The sequence below is a fragment of the Pseudomonas sp. PSE14 genome (assembly GCF_029203285.1).
Classification (GTDB): Bacteria; Pseudomonadota; Gammaproteobacteria; order Pseudomonadales; family Pseudomonadaceae; genus Pseudomonas.
On record NZ_CP115669.1, the window covers coordinates 776,476 to 801,890 of the forward strand.

Here is a 25,415-nt window from a genome sequence, read left to right on the forward strand (position 1 = left end):
GGGCGCGGATGGCGCGCTCAGCGGGTTTCGAAGAGTTGGCTGAAGGCGCGGGCGCGCTGTTCGACCTCGGCCGGGGCGTCGGCGGCGAACAGCGCGTGGATCACGGCGATCATGTCGGCGCCGCGGGCGATCAGCTCGGGCGCGTTGTTCAGGGTCACGCCGCCGATGGCCACCAGCGGCACGTTGAAGCGGGCCTTGGCCTGTTCCAGCAGTTCGACGCTGGCGGCCGGGGCGCCGGGCTTGGTCTGGGAATTGAAGAAGCGGCCGAAAGCGACGTAGCTGGCGCCTTCGGCGATGGCCTGCTCGGCCAGTTCCAGGCTGGCATGGCAGGTGCCGCCGATCACCGCGTCGCGGCCGAGCAGGGCGCGTGCGGCGGCCAGCGAGCCGTCGGTCTGGCCCAGGTGCACGCTGACGCCCAGGCGCGCGGCCAGTTCGGCGTCGTCGTTGATCAGCAGCGTGGCGCCGTAGCGCGCGCAGAGTTCGCGCAGGGCCTCGGCTTCACGCAGGCGGCGCGAGGCGTCGTCGGACTTGTCGCGGTACTGCAGCAGTTTCGCGCCGCCTTTCAAGGCCGCTTCGACGTAGGGCAGCAGGCGGCCGCCGTCGAGCAGCTGGCTGTCGGTGATGGCGTAGAGTCCGCGCAGTTTCATCAAGGCCTCGATCTTCTGGTGCGGTGGATCAGTTGCAGTAGTCCAGCGGCAGGCGGCGCGGCACGTACTGGCCGTGGCCGGGTGCTTCCGCGTCGCGCAGGGTGCGCCAGGTGTAGTCCAGGGCGCTGCGCACCGCGCTCACCAGTTCCTCGCCCAGGGCCAGGCGGCCGGCGAGGGTGCTCGCCAGGGTGCAGCCGGAGCCGTGATAGCTGCCGGGCAGGCGCTGGCAGGTGAAGGTGTGGCGCTGGCCGTCGCGGGTGTACAGGCGGTTGTGCACTTCGGATTCGTCACCATGGCCGCCGGTGATCAGCAGATGCTGGATATAAGGCAGCAGCTTCTCGGCGCACTCGTCCGCCGTGCCCTCGGGCAGTTCGGCAAGGATGCGCGCTTCGGGCAGGTTCGGCGTGGCGATGGCGGCGATCGGCAGCAGCCGCTCGCGCATGGCGTAGCCAACATCATCCTTGCCCAGTGAGCCGCCGCCACCGGCGCGCAGTACCGGGTCGCAGACCAGCGGCACGCCCGGCAGGGACTGCATGATCTCGACGACCGTGTCGACCATCTGCACCGAGCCGAGCATGCCCAGCTTGACCGCGGCCACCGGCATGTCGGTGATCACGGCGTTGGCCTGGGCCAGCACCCACTCGCGGTCGAGCACGCGGAAGTCGGAAACGTTGACGGTATCCTGAACGGTCAGCGCAGTGACGGTCGGCGCCGCGTGGCAGCCTTGGGCGATCAGGGCTTCGATATCGGCTTGCAGGCCGGCACCGCCACTGGGGTCGTGGCCGGACAGGCAGAGCACTACGGGACGGGAGGTTGGCGTTTTCATGGCGCGGGAGCTTATCACCAAAACGTGGCCTTGAGCTGACCGAACGGTCCGATCCGCATCGCCCGGCCGAACCCTGGCCGGAGGGTCGAATGCCACGTGGCACAAGGCCTGTGCTAGAGTTCGCCGATTCCAACACAACGCCTCTACGGCGCGCCGAAGCGGGAGATGGGGCTCCCCGGCGCGGCTGTCGGTGGCACTGCGGGGCACCATGCGGCATTGGCTGATCTTCCTGATCCTTCTCATCCTCTCGCCAGTGGCGAGCGCCATCAGCTTCGACGAACATGTCGGGCGATTGCCCCTGGGCCGGGCAATGGATGTCTTCGAAGACGTGCGCGGCACGGCCGATATCTCGGAGATCAGTTCTCCGGCGCTGGCGGCCAGCTTCCGCCGGCACGAGCGCGACGTGCTCAACGCCGGCTACTCGCGTTCGGTGTTCTGGCTGCGCCTGGACCTCGACTACCAGCCCCAGGCTTCCCGAGACCCCGCCAACTGGCTGCTGGAACTGGCCTACCCGCCGCTGGACAAGCTCGACCTCTACCTGCCCGACGGCAAGGGCGGCTTCCAGCTGGCGCAACGCACCGGCGACACCCTGCCCTTCGCCAGCCGGCCGATCCGCCAGAACAACTACCTGTTCGACCTCAAGCTGGAGCCCGGCAAGCCGCTGCGGGTGTACCTGCGCCTGGAAAGCCAGGGCTCTATCCAGGCGCCGCTGACGCTCTGGTCGCCCAAGGCCTACCTGGAAGAGCAGCCGGGGCGCATTTACGTGCTGGGCATCATCTATGGCGTGCTGCTGGTGATGCTGATCTACAACCTGTTCATCTTCCTCAGCGTCCGCGACACCAGCTACCTCTACTACATCCTTTATATCGCCTCGTTCGGCCTCTACCAGATCTCGGTCAACGGCGCCGGCATCGAGTACTTCTGGCCCAACAGCCCCTGGTGGGCCAATGCCTCCACGCCTTTCCTGATCGGCTCGGCCGGGCTGTTCGGCTGTCAGTTCGCCCGCAGCTTCCTGCACACCCGCGAGCACAGCCTGTGGATCGACCGCCTGCTGCTGGTGCTGATGGGGGTTGGGGCGCTGGTGATGACCCTCGCGCTGACCGTCAGCTACGCCGTCGCCCTGCGCCTGGCCACCTACCTGGCGCTGGCCTTCACCGTGGTGATCTTCACCGCCGGCATTCTCGCCTGGCTGCGCGGCATGCGCGTGGCGCGCTACTTCATCTTCGCCTGGAGTGCCTTCCTGCTCGGCGGGGTGGTCAACACGCTGATGGTGCTCGGCCTGTTGCCCAACGTCTTCCTCACCATGTACGCCAGCCAGATCGGTTCGGCGCTGGAGGTCGGCCTGCTGTCCCTGGCGCTGGCGGACCGCATCAACGCCATGAAGGAAGAACGCACCCGCATCCTCCAGGAGACCAGCCGCAAGCTGGAGCAACTGAACCTGGAGCTGGCCAGCAGCAACCGCCTGAAGGACGAATTCCTCGCCACCGTCACCCACGAACTGCGTACGCCCATGAGCGGGGTGATCGGTTCGCTGGAACTGATGCAGACGGTGCCGATGGACATCGAGCTGGCCCAGTACCACAAGACCGCCACCGGTTCGGCGCGGGACATGATGCGCATGGTCAACGACATTCTCGCACTGCTCGAACTGCAGGCCGGCAAGCTCTACCCGCGCCGCGAGCCGTTCAGCCTGCGCGGCCTGTGCGATGGCCTGCGCGCCCAGTACGCGCCGCGTGCCGAGGAGCGGGGCCTGCGCTTCGTGCTGCAACTGGACGAGAGCCTGCCCGATACCCTTGAAGGTGACGCCGGCAAGCTGGCCCAGGCGCTGGGCTATCTGATCGACAACGCCATCAAGTTCACCCATCACGGCGGGGTCAGCCTGCGCGTCAGCGGCGAGCCCAATGCGGAAGGCCTGGCACTGCGCCTGGAGGTCCAGGACAGCGGGATCGGCTTCGCTACGCCCTCGGATGGCGCGCTCTACCAGCGTTTCTACCAGCTCGACGGTTCGCTGACCCGCGAGTACGGCGGCCTGGGCATCGGACTGGCGCTGTGCCGCAAACTGGTCGCCTTGCTGGGCGGCGAGCTGTCCCACGAGTCCACGCCTGGACAGGGCAGCTGCTTCAGCCTGACCCTGCAGGTCGGCCAACCGGTGCAGAGCATCGCCCCGCCGCCACGCCGCGCGGGAGGGCAGGCGCTGCGTAGCCCGGACCAGTGCACCGTGCTGGTGGTGGAAGACAATGCCATCAACCAACTGGTTATCCGCGGCATGCTGCTCAAGCTCGGCTACCGCGTGCGTACCGCCGACAACGGCGCCGAAGCCATCGAACTGCTGCGCCGCGAAGCCGTCGACGCGGTGCTGCTCGACTGCCAGATGCCGGTGATGGATGGCTTCGCCACCTGCCGCGCCCTGCGCACCCTGCCGCGCTGCGGCGACCTGCCGGTGCTGGCGATCACCGCCCACAGCCATAGCGGTGACCGCGAGCGCTGCCTGGCCGCCGGGATGAGCGACTACCTGGCCAAGCCGGTGAAGTTCGAGGAATTGCAGACGCTGCTGCATGACTGGTTGCTGTGCCAGCCTGCGCTGCCGAGTCACGCCTGAGGCCTGGCTTGCGTAGGAGCGGGCTTCGTCGGCGATAGCTTCGTACTGCTTTGTGCCGTGGGGTTCGCGAGCAAGCTCGCTCCTACAGGTCTGCTCCGGCGCGCTCTTCGTAGGAACGAGCTTGCTCGCGAACCGTTCCCATGCCGGAGGCATGGCCCCTCACCCCGGCCCAAATAAAAACGCCGCGATACCAACAGGCATCGCGGCGCTCTTTGGGGCGAACGGTCCCCCAGCCGAAGCTGGGAGGCCGCTGCGGGTCAGGTTCAGACCTTGACGACCCAGCCTTCCGGGCCTTCCACGTCGCCGGTCTGGATGCCGGTCAGCTCTTCATAGAGACGACGGGTTACCGGGCCGACGTCTTCGCGGCTGTAGAACACGTGCAGCTTGTCGTTGTACTGGATGCCACCGATCGGAGTGATCACCGCAGCAGTACCGCAGGCGCCGGCTTCCTTGAAGCGCGCCAGGTCGTTGATCTCCACGTCGCCTTCGATCACCTTCAGGCCCAGGCGGTCAGCCGCCAGCTCCATCAGCGACAGGCGGGTGATACCCGGCAGCACCGAGCTGGAACGCGGGGTGACGAACTCGTTGTCGTGGGTGATGGCGAAGAAGTTGGCCGAACCCACTTCCTCGATGCGGCTGTGGGTGGCCGGGTCGAGGTAGATGCAGTCGGCGAAACCGGCCTTCTTGGCCTGGGAACCCGGCAGCAGGCTGGCGGCATAGTTGCCACCGACCTTGGCGGCGCCGGTACCGTGGGGCGCGGCGCGGTCGTAGGTGGAGATCATGAAGTCATGGGGCTTCATGCCGCCCTTGAAGTAGGCGCCGACCGGGATGCAGAACACCGAGAAGATGAACTCCGGAGCCGGACGCACGCCGATGTTTTCACCCACGCCGATCACGAACGGACGCAGGTACAGGGCACCACCGGAACCGTATGGCGGAATGAAGCGCTCGTTGGCGCGGACGACCTGCTTGCAGGCGTCGATGAACTGCTCTTCGGAGACCTGCGGCATCAGCACGCGGGCGCAGCTGCGCGCCATGCGCGCGGCGTTCTGGTTCGGGCGGAACAGGTTGATCGAGCCATCCTTGCAACGGTAGGCCTTCAGGCCCTCGAAGCACTGCTGGCCGTAGTGCAGCGCCGTGGAGCCCTCGCTGATGTGCAGGGTGTTGTCCTCGGTCAGCTTGCCGTCGTCCCACAGACCATCGCGCCAGTGGGAGATGTAGCGGAAGTCGGTCTTGATGTAATCGAATCCGAGCGAGCCCCAATCGATGTCTTTTTGTTCCATGGTTGCCTCATTCAATGGGATTACCGAAGGCTCGCCTGCAAGGGAGCGACAGGCGAGCATCCGGACAGATGATTTCGGGACCCTGGCGGCGGGCGCGGCCTGAATCGACCAGGATTCGGCTGCGCGGCGGGAACGGTGTCCACCGCTTGATGGTCGCCACCAGGACTCCACCAAGACTTGCCATGATACCGGCGATATTCGCGGCTGTGGGCACTCGCAGGTGAATATCCCTGCCATCAGTCGCATCGGGAACCGAGCGACACCCCCGATCGGACGTTGCGCGGGGTTGTCCTGATAGTCGCTACCGCTGGCGCTTTTGCCCCTTTGGTCAAGTCCTGAAGCATGGTTCACTGCTTGAAAGTCCTGAATCCGGGTTCAGAGCATGGCCTACCGTGTCACTGAAGCGCGCCAGCGCCGAGACGTCGAGGAGCGCGAGCGGATTCTTTCCCTGGCGCTGGCCCGCGTGGCCGACGGCGGTTTCGCCGCGCTGACCATGCAGACCTTGGCCGAAGACGCCGGCATCGCCACCGGCAGCCTGTACCGGCACTTTCGCGGCAAGGGCGAGTTGGCCGCCGAGGTCTTCGCCCGCGCCAGCCAGCATGAAGTCGATGCCCTGGCCGAGGCGCTCCACGCGCCTGAAAAGGCCGCCAAACGCCTGGAGCACGGCCTGCGCCAGTTTGCCGCGCGGGCCTGGGGCAGCCGCCAACTCGCCTTCGCGCTGATCGCCGAACCGGTCGATCCCGAAGTCGACGAACAGCGCCTGATCTACCGCGAAGCCTACGCGGCGTTGTTCGTGCAGCTGCTGGAGCAGGGCATCGCCCAGGGTGAATTCCCGCCCCAGCCCGTTCACCTGGTCGCCGCCTGCCTGGTCGGCGCCATCGCCGAAGCCCTGGTCGGGCCTCTGTCGCCGCCGGCGCGCGCCGCACGGGATGCCGGCCAGCCCGGTGCGTCGCTGGCGCATGTCAGCGACGCCCTCGTCCATTTCTGCCTGCGCGCCGTCGGTGCGTCCCTTTCCGCTATGCAATCGCCTGCCAAGGAGGATCAGCCATGAGCCTGCACCAGTACGCCGAAACCCATGAAGTGACCAACCAGGTACCGCCGCTGGACGGCGCCAACCTCTACCGCGTCGACCTGCCGCTGCAGGAGTGGGTACGCCGTTACGAAGGCGGCTGGGCCGAGCAGAAGCTCGACGCCTACGGTGCGCTGGCCGGCGGTCCGCTGATGGCGGCGGGCTTCCTGGCCAATGAGAACAAGCCGGTGTTCAAGTCCCACGACCGCTACGGCCACCGCATCGACCTGGTGGAATTCCACCCGGCCTACCACGAACTGATGCGCGCCTCGATCGAAGCCGGCATCCCATCCATGCCCTGGACCGACCCGCGTGCCGGCGCCCAGGTCGCCCGCGCCGGCCTCAGCTACCTGCACAGCCAGGCCGAAGCCGGCACCGGTTGCCCGCTGACCATGACCTTCGCCAGCGTGCCCGCCCTGCGCCTGCAAGCGGACATCGCCGAGAAGTGGCTGCCGAAAATCCTCTCCACCCAGTACGACCCGCGCAACCTGCCCATGGAGCAGAAGAGCGGCGTGACGATCGGCATGGCCATGACCGAGAAGCAGGGCGGCACCGACGTGCGTGCCAACACCACCCGCGCCTACCCGGTGGGTATCCCCGGCCCGGGCCAGGCCTACGAGCTGGTCGGCCACAAGTGGTTCTGCTCTGCGCCCATGTGCGACGCCTTCCTTACCCTGGCCTACACCGACAAGGGCCTGACCTGCTTCCTGCTGCCGCGCCACCGCCCGGACGGCAGCCGCAACGAGTTCTACATCCAGCGCCTGAAGAACAAGCTGGGCAACTGGTCCAACGCTTCCAGCGAAGTGGAGTACCGCGGCGCGCTGGCCTGGATGATCGGCGAGGAAGGCCGCGGGGTGCCGACCATCATCGAGATGGTCGCCATGACCCGCTTCGACTGCATAATCGGCTCCAGCTCGCTGATGCGCCAGGCACTGACCCAGGCCGCGCACCACTGCGCCTACCGCCAGGTCGGCGGCCGCGTGCTGGCCGAACAACCGCTGATGCAGAACGTGCTGGCCGACCTTGCCCTGGAAAGCGAAGCCGCGCTGGCCCTGACCATGCGCATGGGCCGCGCGCTGGACCGGCTGCACGACGAGCAGGAAGACAAGTTTGCCCGCCTGGTCACCGCCGTGGGCAAATACTGGATCTGCAAACGCGCCCCGGCGATGATCAACGAAGCCGCCGAATGCCTGGGCGGCGCCGGCTACGTCGAGGACACCATTCTTCCGCGCCTGTACCGCGAGGCGCCGGTCAACTCCACCTGGGAAGGTTCGGGCAACGTGCAGTGCCTGGACGTGCTGCGTGCCCTGTCCAAGGAGCCCGGCGTGCTCGACGCGCTGTTCGCCGAACTGGGCGACGGCCACGGCGATGCGCGGCTCGCGTCCTTTATTGGCAACCTCAAGGCGTCCTTCGCCGACACCCACGACATCCAGTACCGCGCCCGCCAGCTCACCGAAAACGTGGCGGTCGCCCTGCAGGCCAAGCTGTTGCTGGAGGCGGGCAACGCGACGGTCTCCGACGCCTTCATTGCCAGCCGCCTGAGCGACGGCGGCCGCGTCTACGGCACCCTGCCGCGCGGGGTGGATGTGGCGGCGCTGGTGGCGCGCTCGACGCCGCATCTGGTCTGAGGAAATTTCAGTAGAAGCTTTCGGGTTGAACAGTTGTTTGTCGATCAATAGGTTGCACGGGGAGGATTCTTCGCTGGTGCCGGGATGAGTCTCGCTGGTCTTCATTTCCGTGCAGGCAGCTCAGCAGTGAGATTGCCTTGGTTTATAACTGCAACTAAAATTAGTTGCAGCTGGGAGAGGGTATGTCTCAGCATGAGAAGCTGCTGGCAAAGCTATTGAACAAGCAGTCCGTGCTTACCTGGCAGGAACTGGTGGTGTTGCTCCACGGGCTTGGCTATCGGAAGCTCGAGGGCGATGGCAGTCGGGTCAAATTCGATAATGGCGACCCGCGAGCAATGATCAACCTGCACAAACCCCATCCCGGCAATGAATTGAAGGCCTATGCCAGGCGCCAGGTGATCGAACATCTGAAAAGCGGAGGACTGATTCGATGAACAACCTGCTACAGCACCGAGGCTATTACGGGTCCATCGAGGCCAGCCCCGAGGACAACTGCCTGTTCGGCAAGCTGCTGTTCATCCGGGCCCTGGTCAATTACGAGGGCGAGACGGTCGCCGAGCTGGCCGGCGCGTTCCGCGCTGCGGTCGATGATTACCTGGCCGACTGTGCTGCAACGGGCGTAGAGCCTGAGATTCCCTGCAAGGGATCTTTCAATGTTCGCGTAGGGCATGAACTGCATATGGCGGCCAGCATTGCGGCTATCCAGCAGAACATCACACTGAACGATCTGACCCGCCGGGCGCTGAGCGAGTACATCGAGCAGCACGCCTGAGAGCTTTCTCCCGTTTCGTCGGGCGCATAACGCGCTAGCGGCTATCTGTCGGGAGGGTTCCGGCGGATAACCAGTTCCAGGTTATGCGCTCTACGGAATCGACAGGCGCCAACGTAACGAGCGCCACCAGCCGGTTAGTGAGCGTTTGTCGTGCTTGGGCTGCAGTAGTTGCGGCACATTGGTGTAGCGGACCCAGAGCGGGTCGTTCCATTCTGTTCGCCAGCTTCACATGCGTCGCTAGACGCAAGCGCGCCCAAATGATCGGGCCGTCAAACCCGGCTGCGGGATTGACCGCAGCGCCGGCCAATCTACCGAGGGCGCCTGGGCAAACAAGGCACCGCCGGCAGCTTGGGACGCCCCGTCACGCGATATGCGAAAACGGAACAGGCACCGGTTCATTGGCGCTGTCATCCGCACTTGCAGGCGCGGATTCTGTCATAAGGTTTATTCAACCTTTCCGCTCATCCTGCCGGTACGAAATCTGTCATCCCTTTCCGTGACGGAAGCAGGCAAGATGGGGCTGATCGTTCAGACAGGATGCCCACCATGAGTCTTTCGACTGGCGACGAGCTCTTCGTCGCCCAGACCGCCGAAGAGGCCGTCGACCAACTGGCCGTGCTGCACGAGCGGGCCACCGGCGCCCTGAACCAGGCGCTCAAGCGCTACCTGAAGGAGCGCGTGGTGCCCGACGCCGAGCAGCGCAGCCTGTTCCGTTACCCGGAGTTGCGGGTGATCTACCTGTGTCAGGGCGAGGTGCCTTCCACCACCCGTGCCTATGCCAAAGTCCAGGTGCCCGGCACCTACGCGGTGACCATCACCCAGCCCAAGGCCTTCCGCAAATACCTGCTGGAGCAGCTGCGCCCGCTGATGGAGGACTTCACTGTGCGGGTGGAGGTCGGCGTCAGCGACCAGAACATTCCTTACCCGTACGTGGTGGAGCAGGGCGACGAACTGGGCGGCTCCGGGGTGACCGCCGCGGAGCTGGCGCGGGTATTCCCCAGCACGGACCTGTCCGCCACCTCCGATGGCATCGCCGACGGCCTCTACGAGTGGGAGGGCGCCGACCCGATGCCGCTGGCGCTGTTCCACGCCGCGCGTACTGATTTCTCCCTGCGCCGCCTGGTGCACTACACCGGTAGCGACTGGCGCCACGTGCAGCCGTGGATCCTGCTGACCAACTACCACCGCTACGTCGACCAGTTCATCCACCTGGGGCTGGAGCGGCTGCGCGACGATCCGCGTTTCGTGCGCATGGTGTTGCCGGGCAACGTGATCATCGAACGCGGCATGGACGAGGGCGAGGCCAATGCCATAGTCGCAGGTGTCGAATGGCATCGCTTCCAGATGCCGGCCTATCACCTGATCGCCGAGGATGGCGACGGCGTGACCCTGGTGAACATCGGCGTCGGCCCGTCCAACGCGAAGAACATCACTGACCACCTGGCCGTGCTGCGTCCGCATTGCTGGTTGATGGTCGGCCACTGCGGCGGCCTGCGGCAGTCGCAGACCATCGGCGACTACGTGCTGGCCCACGCCTACATGCGCCGCGACGGCATCCTCGACCGGGTGTTGCCGCCGCACATCCCGATCCCGGCGTTGGCCGAGGTGCAGTTGGCGCTGCAGGAAGCTGCCGCCCTGGTGACCGGCGAGCGCGGCGACCAGCTCAAGCGCCGCCTGCGCACCGGCACCGTGCTGACTTACGACGACCGCAACTGGGAGCTGCACTGGGCCCAGGAGCGCCCGCTGATCAACCTGGCGCGGGCCATCGCCGTGGACATGGAGAGCGGCACCATCGCCGCCCAGGGTTACCGCTTGCGGGTGCCCTACGGCACGCTGCTGTGCGTCTCGGACAAGCCGCTGCACAGCGAGATCAAGCTGCCCGGCGCCGCCACGGCCTTCTACCAGCGCGCGGTAAGCCAGCACCTGTCCATCGGCATCGCCGCCGTCGACCTGCTGCGTACCCAGCTCAACTCGCTGCACTCGCGCAAGCTGCGCAGCTTCGACGAGCCGCCGTTCCGCTGATCCCAGAGCGCGGCGGGGCACCGCTTGCCCCGCCGCCAGCCGCAGGAGGTGGCTGCCGATGACCGATCCTCGCAAGACACCGGCGGGCCGGGTGCTCGCCCTGCTGGACCTGACCTCGCTGAACGATGGCGATGACCTGCAAAGCACCGTCGACCTCTGCCGCCGGGCGCTGACGCCCTATGGCGAAGTGGCGGCGGTGTGCGTCTGGCCGAAGCTGGCGCACATCGCGCGGCGCACGCTCAACACCCTGGGCGGACGCGGTGTGAAAGTTGCCAGCGTGTGCAACTTCCCCGCCGGCAGCGCGTCCCTGGCCGACGTGGTGGAGGAGGTGCGCAGGACGCTGGCCGAAGGCGCCGACGAGATCGATCTGGTCTACCCGTGGCGCCGGCTCATGGCGGGCGGCCCCTCCGGTGCGGTGGAGCTGATTCGTGCCTGCAAGACGCTGTGCGGCCCTTATCATCGGCTCAAGGTGATCCTCGAAACCGGCGAGCTCGCCGATCCGGAGCTGATCCGCACGGCCTGCCGCGAGGCCATCGCCGGCGGCGCCGACTTCCTCAAGACCAGCACGGGCAAGGCGGCGGTGAACGCTACGCCGGAAGCCGTACGGGTGATGCTCGAATGCATCGGGGAAGCCGGTGGCAAGGTGGGCCTGAAGGTTTCCGGCGGCCTGCGCACCCTGGCCGATGCGCAGCGTTACCAGACACTGGTGGAGGAACGCTTCGGCGCTGCCTGGATCACCCCGGAGCACCTGCGTTTTGGCGCCTCGTCGCTGCTGGATGATCTGCTGCGCGAGCTGGGTGTGGATGCGCAACCCGTGTCCACTCGTAACTATTGATCGGCGTGCGTTGACGAGTTTCGGGGCGCGCCTAGAATGCTCGCCTCGCGCGCCATGGGGAACCGTGGCGCGGCCCTCCGGTCGGACCTTCGCCGACCCTTTCGCTGGTGATCCCATGTCCTTCCGCGCCCCCTCGCACCTCACCAATCCCTTGCGCCGATTCGCCCGCCGGCTGGTGGAAGGCGGCACCCCGGAAGTTGCCGCGCCATTGCCGCTGCCGGAAAGCCTGGCCGGCGAGCCCTGGTTCTCGGTGGGCAAGGCGGTGGAAGGTCTCGGCGGCGAGCGCGTCGACGGCTGGTGCCTGGAAGAGTGGCCGGGCCTGGCCCTGCGCGCCCGCTTCAGTGCCTGCTGGCGCGATGCCCAGGGACGGCTGTGGAACGTGCTGCCCGGTGGTGGGGCGATCGCCTTCCTGCCCGATCCGAAACGCCGCTACGAAGGTGTGCCGCTGGCCGAGCAGTTCCACGCCCTGGAACGCGACGAGTTGCTGGAGGACTACCTCTGGCTCTGCCGCGAACTGGCGCGCAACCCGCTCGACGACGAGCAGCGGGAAATCCGCGAGGGCATGCGCCTGCGTCTGGAAAGCTGGCTGGAGTTGGGCGGCCGGGGTGACAAACCGTGTCCGTGCAACAGCGGCAAACGCTATCGCAGCTGTTGCAGCAAGCGGGTGCGCGAGAGCTGAGGCGGCTCTTTGTAGGAGCGAGCTTGCTCGCGAACGAACTTGCCGGCGGCTGCGGCGTTGTGCGGTTCGCGAGCAAGCTCGCTCCTACAATGTCACCCACGGCAGCGGTGCTATGTGCCACTGGTCCCCCGGCTTGGGCGCCCGGAAGCGCTCGGTCGCAACGCCGTGCTGCTCCAGCGCCCGAGCCAGGTCGCTGACCGGCGTGAACTGCCCTTCGTCGCTCAGGCGGAAGGTGCCGAAGTGGATGGCCATGCTGCACTGCGAGTCGAGCTGCTGGTGCGCCTGCACGGCGTCATCCGGGTTCATGTGGTGGTGGCGCATGAACCAGCGCGGCTCGTAGGCGCCGATGGGCAGGGCGGCAAAGCGCATTGGGCCGAAGCGCTGGTGCATCAGCTTGAACTCCTCGCCCAGGCCGGTATCGCCGGGGAACAGCACCGGGCCGTCCGGCGATTCCAGCACGAAGCCCAGCCACAGGGTGCGGTTGGTGTCGCGCCGCGAGCGCGCCGACCAGTGCTGCGCGGGCACGCCGGTGAGCAGCATGCCTTCGGGCAGCGGCAGGCTTTGCCACCAGTTCAGCTCCGACACGTCATTGAAGCCGCAGGCGCGGATCAATTCGCCGTTGCCCAGGCCGGTTACCACCTTTGCCTCCGGGAAGCGCCGCGCCAGTTCGCGCAGGCTACCGATGTCCAGGTGATCGTAGTGGTTGTGGCTGACCAGGATCAGGTTGATCGGCGGCAGTTCGTCCAGCGCCAGTCCCGGCGGGTGATGGCGGCGCGGACCAATGAAGCTGAACGGGCTGGTGCGTTCACACCACAGTGGGTCGGTGAGGATGTTCAGCCCGCGATGCTGGATCAGCAGGGTGGCGTGGTTGATGTAGGTGACGCGCAGCTCTTCGCCGCTGACCTGGGCCTGTACGTCCGGCCGCGTGGCCGGGCCCGGCTGGTCGATCCAGGGCGTCTGTCGTCCACGCTCGCGCTGCCATTTGAGGAAGGCGCGCAGGCCGTGGTGCGGCCGGCGGTCGAGGTTGTGGAAGCGTTGGCCGTCGAAGTTCGCGGTTTGCGGGCCACGGTAACGGGCGCCGAGGCGGCCGCTGAGATTGCGCAAGGTGATCAGCCAGGTGGGGTGGCTCATGGGCGTGCTCTTGCAGGGAGGGCTCGGCACAACCTAGCATGCCGGGCAATCGCTTCACCCCCATCTCCGGTTACCAGTCTTTTCACCATGCCCCGTCCGCCTCGTCCAGTTTCCCGTCGTTCCGCTCCCCGTCCTGCGCCGCGCCGCGTGGCCAAGGCGCCGCCGGCACAGCCACGGCTGATCCTGCTGAACAAGCCGTTCGACGTGCTGACTCAATTCAACGATAGCGAGGGCCGGGCGACCCTGAAGGATTTCGTCGAGGTACCGGGCGTCTATCCCGCCGGACGGCTGGACCGCGACAGCGAAGGCCTGTTGCTGCTGACCAACGACGGCCGCCTGCAGGCGCGCATTGCCGATCCCAAGCACAAGCTGCCGAAGACCTACTGGGTGCAGGTAGAGGGGGAGCCGAGCGACGAGCAGCTGGAACAACTGCGCAAGGGCGTGCAACTCAATGACGGCCCGACCTTGCCGGCCGAAGCGCGGCGGCTGGAGGAGCCGCAGCTGTGGGAGCGCAACCCGCCGGTACGGTTCCGCAAGTCGGTGCCCACGGCCTGGCTGGAACTGGTGATCCGCGAGGGCCGCAACCGCCAGGTGCGGCGGATGACGGCGGCCGTTGGCCTGCCAACCCTGCGTCTGGTGCGCGTGCGGATCGGGCCGTGGAGCCTGGACGGCCTGCAGCCGGGGCAGTGGCGGGAAGTCAGCCCCGATCTCTGACGACCGGGGCGGGCGCGGGAGCGGGCGTCAGAAGCCGCCTTCGAGCCCCGCGACGACGACGGACTTGATCAGGAAACCCAGTACACCCAGGCCCAGGGCGAAGAACAGCACCATGGTGCCCATGCGGCCGGCTTTGGACTTCTTCGCCAGATCCCAGACGATGAAGGCCATGAACAGGATCAGGCCGGTGACCAGGCCGTACATCATCCAGTCTTCGAAACTTTCGTTCATTGCTGCTCCTGCCCGGTGCGGAGGTTGTCCGAGGGACGCCGGGGCTGAGGGTGGTGGTGGAGAAGGCGCGCATTATACGCATCTGGTTGTTTGATGATCAGGGGTGCTCAGAAATTGATCAGTTCTTGCTGTGGGAGGGGGGGAACGCCCCGAAAATTCCCGCTGCGGCGCGGCTGGCGGGGAAATTTCCGGTAATGGATTGGTCTTGCGGGACGCGGGGTGCGGTGCTGTGTCGCAGGGGAGGCGGAGGTTGTAGGAGCGAGCTTGCTCGCGAAGGGGCTGGCGCCGGGTTTGCGGCCGAATCGCGGACAGAGTCCGCTTCTACGTAGGCGCCATGCATCGGCATCCACCTGTGGGGTTGGATTCCTTAGCGATGGATTTCGCGGACAAGGTCCGCTCCTACGGGAGCCCAGCTCGCCCTTTGTTCTGGTTTCGCCCTTGAGGATTTCCAGAGAAATATCCGCACACGCCGGAGCGCCCCTTCAGGAGGCCGAGTGGGATCGGAGTTTCAGGGGTTGAGCGGCATGGATGCCGCGAGAGCGTCGTTGGGCCATGGATGGCCCGTCAAGGGGGACGCCTAGTTCGTGCCCCTGAAACTTCGATGGAACGAGGGAAACGGAGCGAAGCGAAGTAACAGCCGAAGGCTGGCCCGAAGGGTGAGCGAAGCGAATCAGTCCCGCGAAGCGGGACCCGGATGATGGGGCAAAGACCTTTGGTTACTTTCTGTGGGGCGGCCATCCGTAGTTTGAGAAAGTGACTCGCCCGAGGGGGCGAAACAAGAAATCCCAGCGCGCGCCGAAGCGGCGCAGAAACGCCGAGCAGGAATCGAGGGCCTCGCGGGCCATGCCTGCGAGCGGAGGTGAGGCAGGCGATAAGGCACCAGCCAGGCTCGGTTCGCGAGCAAGCTCGCTCCTACGAAGAACGTCAACTCTGCGATCAAACCCGCAAGTGATCCAACGGCAACTCGGTACTGGCCAACACATTGCGTAGCACGAAGCTCGATCGCACGCTGGTCACCCCTTCGATGCGGGTCAATGTGCCGAGCAGGAAGTGCTGGTAGCGTTCCATGTCCGGCACCATCACCTTGAGCTGGTAGTCCGCGTCCATCCCGGTCACCAGGCTGCATTCCAGCACTTCCGGGCATTTGCCGATGATCTGCTGGAAGTGCTCGAAGCGCTCCGGGGTGTGGCGGTCCATGCCGATCAGGACGAAGGCGGTGAGGCTCAGGCCGAGCTTCTTGCTGTCGAGCAGGGCGACCTGGCGGACGATGTAGCCGTCGTCTTCCAGCTGTTTGACCCGTCGCGAGCAGGGGGAGGGCGACAGGCCGATGCGTTCGGCGAGCTCCTGGTTGGAGATGCGCGCGTCGCGTTGCAGTTCGGCAAGAATGCGCAGGTCGTAGCGGTCCAGCTTGTCCATGAAAACCCCGTGTATCTATTCAATTGCGCTTGTGGCGTAATTTTTAGCTATTTATTGCTCAGCTAATGCCTTTATGAGCAATCTTAGCAATCATTTCCCCGCTCTGTCGCCGTAGTATTTCTTCCAGATTCACAGCCCGGACATCACGTCCCCTGCGATCCGCCCAATCAGGCGCTTCGCGGCCCGCCGACCCAACAGGATCGCGCCGGCCACCGGGCTACGCACTGCCCAGAAGGCGGAGCGAGGTGAGCCGGCGCCAACAGCGACGAGCAGGACGAGATTCCGAAAGGGAGGCTGACGAGCCTCCCTTTTTCTTGCCCGCGATTTCTCTGCCATCTTTACCCTGACTTTACTCAGCGCCTTGCAATACGCGGTCTGTGCCGTGGTCTATGGCATTGTCGCATCACTGTTTTCGGCCGAGGCCGAAGTGAGGGTTCCATGAAGTCGGGCATCTGGCCGTTCGCCGGGGTTGCCATGCTCTCCCTGGCCATTGCTGCCCAGGCGTTGGCAGCCGAGCCGCCGGACCTCTCCGGTCAGTCCCAGGGGCGGCCTGCCGCCGGCCAGGGCAACAATGCCGGAGGCGGGCGCACGCCCATGTCCCATGAGGGACCGGGCCGGCCCATGGGCAATTGGCAGCAGCGGCCGCCGGAGAGCTCCGGCGGGCAATGGCAGGGCCGCCCGCAAGGTAACGGCAACGGCCAGTGGCAGGGCCACCCCCAGTGGAATGGCAACGGCCAGTGGCAGGGGCGTCCCCCCGTCAACAACGGCGGGCATTGGCAGGGTAATCCAGGGGGCGATCATGACTGGCATGGCAACCCACCGGGCAACAACGGTGGGCAATGGTCTGGACGTCCGCCCGTCAATAACGCCAATCCAGGGATTCGCCCGCCGAGCGGAAACGACCAGTGGAAAGGCCGTCCCATCGGCGCTGGCACCACCCAATGGCAGGACGATCATTCCGATCGACCGGGCTGGCAGGGAGGCTCGCGTCCACCGCCCGGTGGCTGGCAGGGGCGCCCGCCGCCGTCCCATGGCAACTGGGGGCCGCATCCCTCGTACTGGCGTCCGGGCTACGTGGTGAACAGCGTGCCGGCGGGGCATTACCGGGTGCCTTATCGCGGGTCCGATTACTTCTTCGGTGACGGCTACTGGTATCGCCCCTATGGTTCGCGCTACGTGGTGGTAACGCCGCCTTATGGAGTGCGGGTGCGCTATCTGCCGTCGTACGCCGAGCAGGTCTGGATCGGCAGCATCGGCTACTTCCTGGTGGCGGGGACCTATTACCTGTGGCAGGCCGGTTCGCAGGAGTACGAGGTGGTGGCGCCGCCGATGGAGCAGCCGCTGGTGGCGCAGTCGTCCTACGACGTGATCGCCTACCCGCTGTATGGCCAGGGGCCGGAACAGCAGAATCGCGACCGCTACGAATGCCACCACTGGGCCGCCAGCCAGAGCGGCTTCGACCCGGCCTCGGCGACCTACGCGCCGCCGGCCTATGTCGCCGACAACTACCGCCGCGCCCTGGGCGCCTGCCTGAGCGGACGCGGCTACAGCATCAACTGATGGTCTCTTTGCCCACCACTTCCTGCGGGTCGGCGTGCACCAGCACCTCGGCTCGCGGGAATTCCTTGTGGATCGCCAGCACCGCCTCGTCGCACAGCTGATGCGCCTTGGACAGGGTCAGTTCGCCGGGCAGTTCCAGATGCAACTGGACGAACCAGTGGGTGCCGGAAATCCGCGTGCGCAGGTCGTGGGCGCCGAGCACGCCGGGCACTTCGCGCACCAGTTCGAGCATCCGCGTGCTGACATCCGGCGGCAGCTCCTCGTCCATCAGCACGGCAACCGATTCGCGGGCGATCTGGAAGGAACTCCAGAGGATGTACAGGGCAATGCCCAGGCCGAAGATCGCGTCCATCTGCTGCCAGCCGAATTGCGCCAGCAGCAGGGCGACCAGGATGCTGCTGTTGAGCAGCAGGTCCGAGCGGTAGTGCAGGGAGTCTGCGCGGATCGCGTTGGAGCCGGTGATCTTCACCACGTACCCCTGCACCGCCAGCAGGGCGGCGGTGAGCGCCAGGGACAGCAGCATCACCGCGATGCCCCAGCCGGCCGATTCCACCGGTTGCGGATGCTGCAGGCGGTCGATGGCCTGGGTGCCGACCAGCACCGCGCTCACCGCGATGAACAGTGCCTGGGCCAGCCCCGAGAGGGACTCGGCCTTGCCGTGGCCGTAGCGGTGATCGTCGTCAGCCGGGCGGATGGCGTAGTGCACCGCCAGCAGGTTGAGGAAGGAGGCTGCACCGTCGAGCAGCGAGTCGGTCAGGCCGGCGAGCAGGCTGACCGAGCCGCTGAACCACCAGGCGATGGCCTTGGCCACCACCAGTGTGATGGCCACGCCGAGCGACGCGAAGGTCGCCAGCCGCAGCAGTTGGGAGTGGCTGGCGTGGGTGATCATGTGTCCATGCGGTTGGGTAGGAAGTAGATGTAATCCAGCAGCGGCGCCTTCTGGCCGATGGCGGTCAGCGCCGCGCTCATCTGGCCGCGGTGGTGGGTGCCGTGGTTGACCAGGTGCTGGACGATGTTGGCCAGGCTCTGGCGGTGCGCCTGGCCGGCCATGTTGCGGTAGTCCAGCGAGCTGCCGAGGGTGGCGTCGGTCTGCTTGTCGAGCCACAGCCGCCAGGCGTCGACGCCCTCCTTGAGGAATACTGCGAGGCCATCGCGGTCAGGGGCCGCCTCGGCATCCAGCCGCTCGAACTGCCAGGGCTCTCGCTGCACACGGGCGAACCAGATGCGATCGACCACCGCCAGGTGATTGAGGGTGCCGTGCAGGCTATCGAAGAACAGCCCGCGCGGCGCGCGATAGGCCGCCTCATCCAGAGGCTCGACGGCCTCCAGGATGCGGTCGTAGGCCCACTGGTGGTACGCCAGGAGTTGACGAAGGTGTGAAGCGAGAGCGCCGTGCATATCAGGCCTCCGGGTGCAGACCCAGGCTGGCGAGTTGTTGGAGGCTGCCGCTGCGCTGGATCAGACGCGGGTCGTCCAGGGGCAGGCTGCGGCCGGTTTCACGCTCGAGGATCGCCTTGAGTTTAGCCTTGTCCACGGTGCCGTCTTCACTCACTGCATCCTTGAGCTTTTCCGGCGCGACCGAGTACTTGGCATCGGGCAGGTAGATGGCGCCGGTAGCGAAGTCTACGCCGAAGGCGATCAGGCCCGGGATGATGTAGAACAACAGACCGATGGCGTCGAAGGCGACGATGGCCGGGTCGACACGACCGTCGATCTGGCCGCGGCGATCGGGGTAGAACAGGGTGCCGCAGGCCGTCAGCTGACTGAACAGGGTGGCGCAAAGAACCGCGCAGGACACACGGGTGGCGAGACGCATGGAGAACCTCCGGGAGGATGATGCGAATAACTATATCAACGAGCCCATGGCCATTGCTGGTGGATTCGCACGCTGTGGCGGGCTCGTTGCTTCTAAGACTGCCAAGTCGACCTTGCGGTTCGCCCGGTATAATCGCCGGCCCCCGCGTCAGCCGGGTTACCGCACCGTGAAAGCTTGAATCAGGAGCCGGCATGAACGCCCTTCCCATCGACAGCGTCCTCCCCGAGTTGCGCCAGGCACTGGCCGCGCGCCACGAGGTGGTGCTGGAAGCGCCACCCGGCGCGGGCAAGACCACCCGCGTGCCGCTGGCGCTGCTCGATGAGCCATGGCTGGCCGGGCAGTCGATCCTGATGCTGGAGCCGCGCCGCCTGGCCGCCCGCGCCGCCGCCGAGCGCCTGGCCGCCGAGCTGGGCGAGAAGGTCGGCGAAACCGTTGGCTACCGTATCCGCCTCGACAGCAGGGTCGGCCCGAAGACGCGCATTGAAGTGGTCACCGAAGGCATCCTCGCCCGTCGCCTGCAGGACGACCCGGCGCTGGACGGCGTCGGCCTGGTGATCTTCGACGAATTCCACGAACGCAGCCTCGACGCGGATCTGGCCCTGGCGCTGACCCTCAACGGCCGCGCACTGCTGCGCGACGAGCCGGCGCTGAAGGTGCTGGTGATGTCCGCGACGCTCGAAGGTGAGCGCCTGTCCGCGTTGCTCGACGACGCCCCGGTGGTGCGCAGCGAGGGCCGCATGTTCCCGGTGGATATCCGCTGGGGCCGGCCTTGGCAGGCCGGCGAATTCATCGAACCGCGCGTGGTGCAGACGGTACAGCAGGCGCTGGCCGACGAGTGCGGCAGCCTGCTGGTGTTCCTGCCCGGCCAGGCGGAGATTCGCCGGGTGGCCGAGCAACTGGGCGAGGCGCTGGCCGGTCGCCCGGAAATCCTGATCTGTCCCCTGCATGGCGAGCTCGATCTCGACGCCCAGCGCGCCGCCATCGAGCCCGCGCCGGCGGGCAAACGCAAGGTGGTGCTGGCGACCAACATCGCCGAGACCAGCCTGACCATCGACGGTGTGCGCGTCGTGGTGGATGCCGGGCTGGCGCGGGTGCCGCGCTTCGATCCGGGCAGCGGCATGACCCGCCTGGATACCCAGCGCATCTCCCGCGCCTCCGCCACCCAGCGCGCCGGCCGGGCCGGGCGACTGGAGCCTGGCGCCTGCTACCGGCTGTGGTCCGAAGCCCAGCACGACCAACTGCCGGCCTATGGCACGGCGGAAATCCTCCAGGCTGATCTCGCCGGATTGGCCCTGCAACTGGCGCGCTGGGGCGTCGCCCCGCAGGAGCTGGCCTGGCTCGACCTGCCGCCGGCGGCCGCTTATGCACAGGCGCTCGATTTGCTGGAGCGCCTGGGCGCGCTGGCCTCCCGCGCCGGCGGCGGCAGCCTGACGCCCCACGGCCAGGCCATGGCCGAGGTGCCGGCGCACCCGCGCATCGCCCATCTGCTGCTGCGCGGCCATGCGCTGGGGCTGGGCGCGCTGGCCTGCGATCTCGCCGCGCTGCTCGGCGAGCGTGACATCCTGCGTGGCAACGACGCCGACCTGCACCACCGCATCGCCCTGCTGGCCGGCGAGCAGAATGCCCCGCGCGCCAGTCGCGGTGCGGTGCAGCGGGTGCGGCAGCTGTCCCGGCAGTTCAAGGGCTACCTGCGTGGCCCGGCCCGCGAGGTGGTGAGCGATCCCGATCATCCCCGTTGGCTCGGCGGCCTGCTGGCATTCGCCTACCCGGACCGCATTGCCCGCCAACGCCGCGCCGGCGGTGGCGAATACCGCCTGGCCAACGGCCGCGCTGCGCAGTTCGGCGAGCCGGACGCGCTGATGAAGGAGCCCTGGCTGGTGATCGCCGACCTGGGCAGCCGACAGGGCCAGCGCGAGGAGCGCATATACCTGGCGGCGGCGTTGGAGCCGGCATTGTTCGAGTCGATCCTGGCCGAGCAGGTCAGCGTCCACGACGAATTGGACTGGGACGAGCGCGAAGGCGTGCTGCGCGCCGAGCGCCAGCGCAAGGTCGGCGAGCTGGTGCTGGCCACGGAAGCCTTGCCCTCGCTCGACGAGGAGGCCCGCAGCCGCGCATTGCTCGGACTGGTGCGGCGCAAGGGCCTGGAGCTGCTGCCGTGGACGCCGGAACTGCGCCAGTGGCAGGCGCGGGTCGCGCTGCTGCGGCGACTGGATATCGAGGGCAAGGGCGAGAGCGAGTGGCCGGACGTCAGCGATGCGGCCCTGCTGGATTCGCTGGAGGACTGGCTGCTGCCGTACCTGGGCAAGGTTTCGCGGCTGGCGCACTTCGCCAACCTGGAGCTGGCCGGGATTCTCCATGCCGTGCTGCCCTGGCCGCTGCCGCAACGATTGGACGAGCTGGCGCCGCGTACCTTGCAGGTGCCGTCTGGTTCAAATATTCGCCTGGACTACACCGAGTCCCCACCAGTGCTCGCGGTTCGACTGCAGGAGCTGTTCGGCCTGGCCGACACGCCGCGCATCGCCAATGGCCGGGTGGCGGTGAAGCTGCACCTGCTGTCGCCGGCGCAGCGGCCGGTGCAGGTGACCCAGGACCTGGCCAACTTCTGGCGCAGCACCTATGCCGAGGTGAAGAAGGACCTGAAGGGACGCTATCCGAAGCATTACTGGCCGGATGATCCGCTGATCGCCGAGCCGACGGCGAGGGCGAAGCCGCGCAAGGGGTGAGACCGGTGCGCTGGATTGCCCTCATCCCAGCCCTCTCCCAGAGGGAGCTGTCCGTGCCGGCGGATGATGCGGTTCAAGCCGGAGCGTAGGGCGTATAACGTTCGACGTTATACGCCGTTTGACCTTGATATCGGGGCTCTCCGAGTTCAGCCCCGGCACCAGCGACGGGACAAGGTGAATCGGCGTACAACCGCGAACGGTTGTACGCCCTACGGCAACTGCATTTCATATCCCGCTGCCTGCAACTCGTCGTAGGCGTGGTCCAGTTGTTCGCGCAGCCGTTCGGCATCGGGCGCGTGGCGGGAGACGATCAGCTTGGTCGGCACGCTGTACAGGGTGTCGAAGGCCAGCGGCGCCATGTTCAGCTCCCTTCGGGCCTGCTCCACAGGCGCCTGGTAATCGATGAGGTAATCGCCGCGGTCGCGCTCGAGCATCTGCAGCGCCGCCACATGGGTGCTGGTGCGGTGCAGCTCCAGTTTCAGGTGCGGGTCGTCCAGCAGGTCGGTGATCGGCTTCCAGTAGCTGTAGCCGCTGATCAGGATGATTCGGCTGCCGGTCAGGCCCTGCGGCAGTCGAGGCGCGGCGTGTGATGGCAGTCGGTAGAGGTTGAGGTCGACGTGGCCGAGCGTGCGCTCGCACTCAAGCGTACTGCCGACCAGCTCGGGCTTACCGGGGGCGCCGGCCCACAGCTGTACGCTGCCGTCCTGCAGACCGAGGTACAGGCGCGCGCTGGGCAGCGAGCGGAAGTTGGCGCGGTAGCCGGCCTTGAGCAGGATGCGCCGGACCAGGTCGGCGCCGCTGCCGCGGGTACTGCCATCCGGGGCGGTGTAGGTGTAGGGCGGGAATTCGTAGTAGCCGACGTCCAGCACCGGCAGCGGGCGCGGCAGGCGGTTGGCCAGGGTCGGGAGGTCACTGGCGCTGGCGTGTAGGCAGAACAGCATGGCGATCAGCCAGGCGATCAGCCAGGCGATACGGCGAAAAAGCATGGCTACCTGCGGTGGGGCTTGTCGTTATTGTGCGCGGCTGGCGCAGCATGCGTCGGTGCCTGCGTGCTGTCCAGCGCCGGCCGGTGCACTCGTGCGGCAACACTCAGTGCGGCAGCAGGAAGCGCCCGTTGAGCGGCAGGTGGTTGGAGATGCGCAGGGTGTCGTTGCGCCGCACGCTGGCGTCGAGGCGGCTCAGGCGGGGGCTGTAGAACAGGTAGTCGAGGGTGCGGTCAGGGTTGTGCACGCGCGGGTCGTTGGGGAAGTGGGTGTACCACTGCGCCTGCTCGGCGCCGCTGGATTCCTGCACCGCCGGGATCACCGGGTAGCGCGCCGCCAGCAGGTTCAGCTCGCTGTTGGCGCGGTAGGGCGCGCGCAGCACCTCGGGCAGGTAAGGGTACTGGCCCAGCGGCAGCAGGCCGAGGTCGCCGCCCAGCAGCCAGGGGCTGCCGGTGGTCTGCAGGGCGTTGAGGTGGGCTTCCAGGGCTTCGACCTGGCGCTGCGGGGTGTCGTCGCCGTTGGGACGCTCCAGGCGGGTATTGATCACCGTGAGCTGGCCGCCGCCGCGGATCGGCAGCGTGCTTTGCAGCAACGCGGGTTGCGGGGCGAACAGGCGTAGCAGTGGGATCGACGAACGCTGCGGCAGGGCGATGCGCTCGCCGCCGGCGATCTGGAAGCGGCTGAAGGTCACCAGCTTGCGCCCGGCGCTGCCGAACACGTGAGGGTTGGGATCGAAGCGCGCCTTCCAGTCGAAGGCGGCGGTGGAGCAGGGGTAGAGGTCGGTCAGGCGGTCGCCGATCAGTGCCTGCTGGTCCTGCTTGCCAGTAGCCGCCGCGCCATCGTCGACCTCCTGCAGCAGCACGATGTCCGGCGCTTCCTCGCGGATCACCCGCACCACCTCGTCGAGGCTGTAAGCGATGTCTTCGGCGCTGGGTTTGTCGTCCGGGCCGACGGTGTCGGGCAGGTCGTCCCAGAAGATGTAGCGCTTGCCGGCCAGGTACTGGACGTTCCAGGTCATCACCTTGAGCATCTGCCCTGGTTGCAGCTGCGGCGCCGGTGCGCGGCATTGCGCGGCCACCGCCTCTCGTTCGGCGGGACGCCAGGCCAGCAGCCAGGCGCCGGCGGTAGCGGCGAGTAGCAGGAGGATGAGCAGCAGGAACAGGATGCGGCGTGGCAGCGAGAGGTTCATACAGCCTAGGGACTATCCTTGATGTGCGAGAGGATAGTGTTTGTGACCGCGCATTTCACCTGCGCGTTTCCTTCGCGAAGCATCCTGCAACCTTGAGGCGTGGCTGCGCCGGGAGGTTCGTTCCATGACCGAGGCGCTGATTGCCCAGCGCGGACCCTATGCGGTGGAGGTCCACGCCGGCGAAGACTATTTCTGGTGCCGCTGCGGCCGTAGCGCCAACCAGCCGTTCTGCGACGGCTCGCACAAGGGCACCGGCCTGTTTCCGCTGAAGTACCACGCACCGCGGGACGAGCTGCTGTTCTTCTGCGGCTGCAAGCACACCCACACGCCGCCGTGCTGCGACGGGACCCACGCATCCCTCTGAGGAGGTCGGCATGCCGCGCAAGCTCTTCACCCATCAGGCCTATCGGCACAAGGTGGTGCTGGTCACCGGCGGCTGCTCGGGGATCGGCCGTGCCCTGGCGTTGCGCTTCGCCCAGGCCGGCTCGCACCTGGTGATCCTCGACCTCGATCAGGCGGCGCTGGACAGCCTGGTCCAGCACCTGCGCGAGCACCACAACATCGAGGCGCTCGGCCTGCGCTGCGACATTGCCGACGCCGAGGCGGTGCGCCGCTGCATAGCGCTGGCCATCGAGCGCTTCGGCGGCATCGACGTGCTGGTGAACAACGCCGGCATCACCCACCGCAGCCAGTTCGCCGACACGGACCTGACGGTGTTCCAGCGGGTCATGGCGGTGAATTTCTATGGCGCGCTGCACTGCACCCAGGCGGCGTTGCCCAGCCTGCTGGCGCGGCGCGGGCAGATCGTCGTGCTCAGCTCGCTGACCGGCTTCGCGCCGCTGCTCTACCGCAGCGCCTACAACGCCAGCAAGCATGCGCTGCACGGGCTGTTCGACACGCTGCGCATGGAGCTCGACGGCACGGGCGTGGCGATCACCCTGGCCTGCCCTGGCTTCACCGCCACCGACCTGCGCAAGAACGCGCTGGTGGGCGACGGCTCGGTGATCCGCCAGCCGGCGGTGGTACTGGGCGCCGAAGTAGCCTCGCCGCGCGACGTGGCCGAGGCCATCTACCAGGGTGCGCTGCGCCGCAAGCGGCTGCTGGTGCTGTCCAACGTCAACTGGCGGGCGCGGGTGCTGGCCAGGTTCTTCCCGCGGCTGTTCGAGAAGCTGCTGGTGCCGAAGATGTCGGGGCTCAAGCCGGGGCATTGATCCCCCGACCGGGTACGAACCCTTGTAGGAGCGAGCTTGCTCGCGAAGTTTTTTGAGCGCCAGTTGGCGCTGTTCGCGAGC

At 67.0% G+C, this 25,415-nt stretch carries 24 protein-coding genes; 13 read left to right on the forward strand and 11 right to left on the reverse strand.

The features are described from left to right. Window positions 1–17: 17 nt before the first annotated feature. Window positions 18–647, reverse strand: a complete 630-nt coding sequence (thiE, locus tag O6P39_RS03685) for a thiamine phosphate synthase (RefSeq protein WP_275610077.1) — start codon at window positions 645–647, stop codon at window positions 18–20. 28 nt (window positions 648–675) lie between these two features. Then, on the reverse strand, window positions 676–1,473 hold the full coding sequence (locus O6P39_RS03690) for a hydroxymethylpyrimidine/phosphomethylpyrimidine kinase (protein ID WP_275610078.1): 798 nt from the start codon (window positions 1,471–1,473) through the stop codon (window positions 676–678). 208 nt (window positions 1,474–1,681) lie between these two features. On the opposite strand from O6P39_RS03690, the gene O6P39_RS03695 reads away from it, so the two are divergent. Beyond that, entirely contained in the window at window positions 1,682–4,072 is a 2,391-nt protein-coding gene (locus tag O6P39_RS03695) for a hybrid sensor histidine kinase/response regulator (RefSeq protein ID WP_275610079.1), read from the forward strand. A 263-nt stretch (window positions 4,073–4,335) separates the two neighbouring features. On the opposite strand, the gene O6P39_RS03700 is transcribed toward O6P39_RS03695, so the two are convergent. Then, on the reverse strand, window positions 4,336–5,355 hold the full coding sequence (locus tag O6P39_RS03700; RefSeq protein ID WP_275610080.1) for a branched-chain amino acid aminotransferase: 1,020 nt from the start codon (window positions 5,353–5,355) through the stop codon (window positions 4,336–4,338). A 382-nt stretch (window positions 5,356–5,737) separates the two neighbouring features. Here O6P39_RS03700 and O6P39_RS03705 point away from each other — a divergent pair, with 382 nt between their 5' ends. The 7 genes from O6P39_RS03705 (at window position 5,738) to O6P39_RS03735 (ending at window position 12,360) form a co-directional block, all read left to right on the forward strand. Next, complete coding sequence (locus tag O6P39_RS03705) at window positions 5,738–6,406, forward strand: TetR family transcriptional regulator (protein WP_275610081.1); 669 nt, start codon at window positions 5,738–5,740, stop codon at window positions 6,404–6,406. Further along, a complete protein-coding gene (locus O6P39_RS03710; RefSeq protein WP_275610082.1) occupies window positions 6,403–8,052 on the forward strand; it encodes an acyl-CoA dehydrogenase family protein in 1,650 nt (549 codons plus the stop codon). The genes O6P39_RS03705 and O6P39_RS03710 overlap by 4 nt, the downstream gene beginning before the upstream one ends. Window positions 8,053–8,234: 182 nt before the next feature. Next, complete coding sequence (locus tag O6P39_RS03715; protein WP_275610083.1) at window positions 8,235–8,486, forward strand: type II toxin-antitoxin system HicA family toxin; 252 nt, start codon at window positions 8,235–8,237, stop codon at window positions 8,484–8,486. Beyond that, complete coding sequence (locus O6P39_RS03720; RefSeq protein WP_275610084.1) at window positions 8,483–8,824, forward strand: type II toxin-antitoxin system HicB family antitoxin; 342 nt, start codon at window positions 8,483–8,485, stop codon at window positions 8,822–8,824. Before O6P39_RS03715 ends, O6P39_RS03720 begins: the two co-directional genes overlap by 4 nt. A gap of 546 nt (window positions 8,825–9,370) precedes the next feature. Then, on the forward strand, window positions 9,371–10,846 hold the full coding sequence (amn, locus tag O6P39_RS03725) for an AMP nucleosidase (RefSeq protein WP_275610085.1): 1,476 nt from the start codon (window positions 9,371–9,373) through the stop codon (window positions 10,844–10,846). 58 nt (window positions 10,847–10,904) lie between these two features. Next, a complete protein-coding gene (gene deoC, locus O6P39_RS03730) occupies window positions 10,905–11,681 on the forward strand; it encodes a deoxyribose-phosphate aldolase (RefSeq protein ID WP_275610086.1) in 777 nt (258 codons plus the stop codon). Between the two features lie 115 nt (window positions 11,682–11,796). Further along, window positions 11,797–12,360 carry a hypothetical protein gene (locus O6P39_RS03735; protein WP_275610087.1) on the forward strand — a complete coding sequence of 188 codons (564 nt, stop codon included), beginning with the start codon at window positions 11,797–11,799 and terminating at the stop codon, window positions 12,358–12,360. Window positions 12,361–12,444: 84 nt separating this feature from the next. Here the strand turns inward: O6P39_RS03735 and O6P39_RS03740 are convergent, their stop codons facing one another. Continuing rightward, complete coding sequence (locus O6P39_RS03740; protein ID WP_275610088.1) at window positions 12,445–13,491, reverse strand: MBL fold metallo-hydrolase; 1,047 nt, start codon at window positions 13,489–13,491, stop codon at window positions 12,445–12,447. A 147-nt stretch (window positions 13,492–13,638) separates the two neighbouring features. Between O6P39_RS03740 and O6P39_RS03745 the strand changes: the two genes are divergently transcribed. Continuing rightward, entirely contained in the window at window positions 13,639–14,205 is a 567-nt protein-coding gene (locus O6P39_RS03745; RefSeq protein ID WP_275611879.1) for a pseudouridine synthase, read from the forward strand. Window positions 14,206–14,232: 27 nt separating this feature from the next. On the opposite strand, the gene O6P39_RS03750 is transcribed toward O6P39_RS03745, so the two are convergent. Both O6P39_RS03750 and O6P39_RS03755 read right to left on the reverse strand, forming a co-directional pair. Next, complete coding sequence (locus O6P39_RS03750) at window positions 14,233–14,436, reverse strand: DUF2788 domain-containing protein (protein ID WP_015475469.1); 204 nt, start codon at window positions 14,434–14,436, stop codon at window positions 14,233–14,235. Between the two features lie 936 nt (window positions 14,437–15,372). Continuing rightward, window positions 15,373–15,852 (reverse strand): Lrp/AsnC family transcriptional regulator, encoded by a 480-nt coding sequence (locus tag O6P39_RS03755; protein ID WP_152220126.1) that lies wholly within the window; start codon window positions 15,850–15,852, stop codon window positions 15,373–15,375. A gap of 438 nt (window positions 15,853–16,290) precedes the next feature. Between O6P39_RS03755 and O6P39_RS03760 the strand changes: the two genes are divergently transcribed. After that, on the forward strand, window positions 16,291–17,412 hold the full coding sequence (locus O6P39_RS03760; RefSeq protein WP_275610089.1) for a DUF6515 family protein: 1,122 nt from the start codon (window positions 16,291–16,293) through the stop codon (window positions 17,410–17,412). Here O6P39_RS03760 and O6P39_RS03765 read toward each other — a convergent pair. The 3 genes from O6P39_RS03765 to O6P39_RS03775 are packed head-to-tail and all read right to left on the reverse strand — an operon-like array spanning window position 17,405 to window position 19,228. After that, window positions 17,405–18,301: a cation diffusion facilitator family transporter gene (locus O6P39_RS03765; protein ID WP_275610090.1), complete on the reverse strand. Its 897-nt coding sequence runs from the start codon at window positions 18,299–18,301 to the stop codon at window positions 17,405–17,407. The genes O6P39_RS03760 and O6P39_RS03765 overlap by 8 nt on opposite strands. Beyond that, window positions 18,298–18,810: a DinB family protein gene (locus tag O6P39_RS03770; RefSeq protein ID WP_275610091.1), complete on the reverse strand. Its 513-nt coding sequence runs from the start codon at window positions 18,808–18,810 to the stop codon at window positions 18,298–18,300. Before O6P39_RS03770 ends, O6P39_RS03765 begins: the two co-directional genes overlap by 4 nt. 1 nt (window position 18,811) lies before the next feature. Then, a complete protein-coding gene (locus O6P39_RS03775; RefSeq protein WP_275610092.1) occupies window positions 18,812–19,228 on the reverse strand; it encodes a polyribonucleotide nucleotidyltransferase in 417 nt (138 codons plus the stop codon). Between the two features lie 191 nt (window positions 19,229–19,419). On the opposite strand from O6P39_RS03775, the gene hrpB reads away from it, so the two are divergent. Beyond that, window positions 19,420–21,951 carry an ATP-dependent helicase HrpB gene (gene hrpB, locus O6P39_RS03780; protein ID WP_275610093.1) on the forward strand — a complete coding sequence of 844 codons (2,532 nt, stop codon included), beginning with the start codon at window positions 19,420–19,422 and terminating at the stop codon, window positions 21,949–21,951. Window positions 21,952–22,160: 209 nt separating this feature from the next. Here hrpB and O6P39_RS03785 read toward each other — a convergent pair whose 3' ends face one another. Both O6P39_RS03785 and O6P39_RS03790 read right to left on the reverse strand, forming a co-directional pair. Continuing rightward, window positions 22,161–22,937 carry a bifunctional lytic transglycosylase/amino acid ABC transporter substrate-binding protein gene (locus O6P39_RS03785; RefSeq protein WP_275610094.1) on the reverse strand — a complete coding sequence of 259 codons (777 nt, stop codon included), beginning with the start codon at window positions 22,935–22,937 and terminating at the stop codon, window positions 22,161–22,163. A 103-nt stretch (window positions 22,938–23,040) separates the two neighbouring features. Further along, window positions 23,041–24,123 carry an endonuclease/exonuclease/phosphatase family protein gene (locus O6P39_RS03790; RefSeq protein WP_275610095.1) on the reverse strand — a complete coding sequence of 361 codons (1,083 nt, stop codon included), beginning with the start codon at window positions 24,121–24,123 and terminating at the stop codon, window positions 23,041–23,043. 124 nt (window positions 24,124–24,247) lie between these two features. Here O6P39_RS03790 and O6P39_RS03795 point away from each other — a divergent pair, with 124 nt between their 5' ends. After that, entirely contained in the window at window positions 24,248–24,487 is a 240-nt protein-coding gene (locus tag O6P39_RS03795) for a CDGSH iron-sulfur domain-containing protein (protein ID WP_275610096.1), read from the forward strand. A gap of 10 nt (window positions 24,488–24,497) precedes the next feature. Beyond that, on the forward strand, window positions 24,498–25,334 hold the full coding sequence (locus O6P39_RS03800) for an SDR family oxidoreductase (RefSeq protein WP_275610097.1): 837 nt from the start codon (window positions 24,498–24,500) through the stop codon (window positions 25,332–25,334). Window positions 25,335–25,415: the final 81 nt, after the last annotated feature.

Excerpts from the sequence above, each read along its gene's own strand:
- O6P39_RS03740 (WP_275610088.1), bottom strand. The coding sequence starts at position 13,491 with ATGAGCCACCCCACCTGGCTGATCACCTTGCGCAATCTCAGCGGCCGC.
- O6P39_RS03795 (WP_275610096.1), top strand. The coding sequence starts at position 24,248 with ATGACCGAGGCGCTGATTGCCCAGCGCGGACCCTATGCGGTGGAGGTC.
- O6P39_RS03690 (WP_275610078.1), bottom strand. The coding sequence starts at position 1,473 with ATGAAAACGCCAACCTCCCGTCCCGTAGTGCTCTGCCTGTCCGGCCAC.
- O6P39_RS03770 (WP_275610091.1), bottom strand. The coding sequence starts at position 18,810 with ATGCACGGCGCTCTCGCTTCACACCTTCGTCAACTCCTGGCGTACCAC.
- thiE (WP_275610077.1), bottom strand. The coding sequence starts at position 647 with ATGAAACTGCGCGGACTCTACGCCATCACCGACAGCCAGCTGCTCGAC.
- O6P39_RS03700 (WP_275610080.1), bottom strand. The coding sequence starts at position 5,355 with ATGGAACAAAAAGACATCGATTGGGGCTCGCTCGGATTCGATTACATC.
- O6P39_RS03785 (WP_275610094.1), bottom strand. The coding sequence starts at position 22,937 with ATGCTTTTTCGCCGTATCGCCTGGCTGATCGCCTGGCTGATCGCCATG.
- O6P39_RS03775 (WP_275610092.1), bottom strand. The coding sequence starts at position 19,228 with ATGCGTCTCGCCACCCGTGTGTCCTGCGCGGTTCTTTGCGCCACCCTG.
- O6P39_RS03695 (WP_275610079.1), top strand. The coding sequence starts at position 1,682 with ATGCGGCATTGGCTGATCTTCCTGATCCTTCTCATCCTCTCGCCAGTG.
- O6P39_RS03790 (WP_275610095.1), bottom strand. The coding sequence starts at position 24,123 with ATGAACCTCTCGCTGCCACGCCGCATCCTGTTCCTGCTGCTCATCCTC.
- amn (WP_275610085.1), top strand. The coding sequence starts at position 9,371 with ATGAGTCTTTCGACTGGCGACGAGCTCTTCGTCGCCCAGACCGCCGAA.
- O6P39_RS03765 (WP_275610090.1), bottom strand. The coding sequence starts at position 18,301 with ATGATCACCCACGCCAGCCACTCCCAACTGCTGCGGCTGGCGACCTTC.
- O6P39_RS03800 (WP_275610097.1), top strand. The coding sequence starts at position 24,498 with ATGCCGCGCAAGCTCTTCACCCATCAGGCCTATCGGCACAAGGTGGTG.
- O6P39_RS03705 (WP_275610081.1), top strand. The coding sequence starts at position 5,738 with ATGGCCTACCGTGTCACTGAAGCGCGCCAGCGCCGAGACGTCGAGGAG.
- O6P39_RS03760 (WP_275610089.1), top strand. The coding sequence starts at position 16,291 with ATGAAGTCGGGCATCTGGCCGTTCGCCGGGGTTGCCATGCTCTCCCTG.
- O6P39_RS03710 (WP_275610082.1), top strand. The coding sequence starts at position 6,403 with ATGAGCCTGCACCAGTACGCCGAAACCCATGAAGTGACCAACCAGGTA.
- O6P39_RS03720 (WP_275610084.1), top strand. The coding sequence starts at position 8,483 with ATGAACAACCTGCTACAGCACCGAGGCTATTACGGGTCCATCGAGGCC.
- hrpB (WP_275610093.1), top strand. The coding sequence starts at position 19,420 with ATGAACGCCCTTCCCATCGACAGCGTCCTCCCCGAGTTGCGCCAGGCA.
- O6P39_RS03715 (WP_275610083.1), top strand. The coding sequence starts at position 8,235 with ATGTCTCAGCATGAGAAGCTGCTGGCAAAGCTATTGAACAAGCAGTCC.
- deoC (WP_275610086.1), top strand. The coding sequence starts at position 10,905 with ATGACCGATCCTCGCAAGACACCGGCGGGCCGGGTGCTCGCCCTGCTG.
- O6P39_RS03735 (WP_275610087.1), top strand. The coding sequence starts at position 11,797 with ATGTCCTTCCGCGCCCCCTCGCACCTCACCAATCCCTTGCGCCGATTC.
- O6P39_RS03750 (WP_015475469.1), bottom strand. The coding sequence starts at position 14,436 with ATGAACGAAAGTTTCGAAGACTGGATGATGTACGGCCTGGTCACCGGC.
- O6P39_RS03755 (WP_152220126.1), bottom strand. The coding sequence starts at position 15,852 with ATGGACAAGCTGGACCGCTACGACCTGCGCATTCTTGCCGAACTGCAA.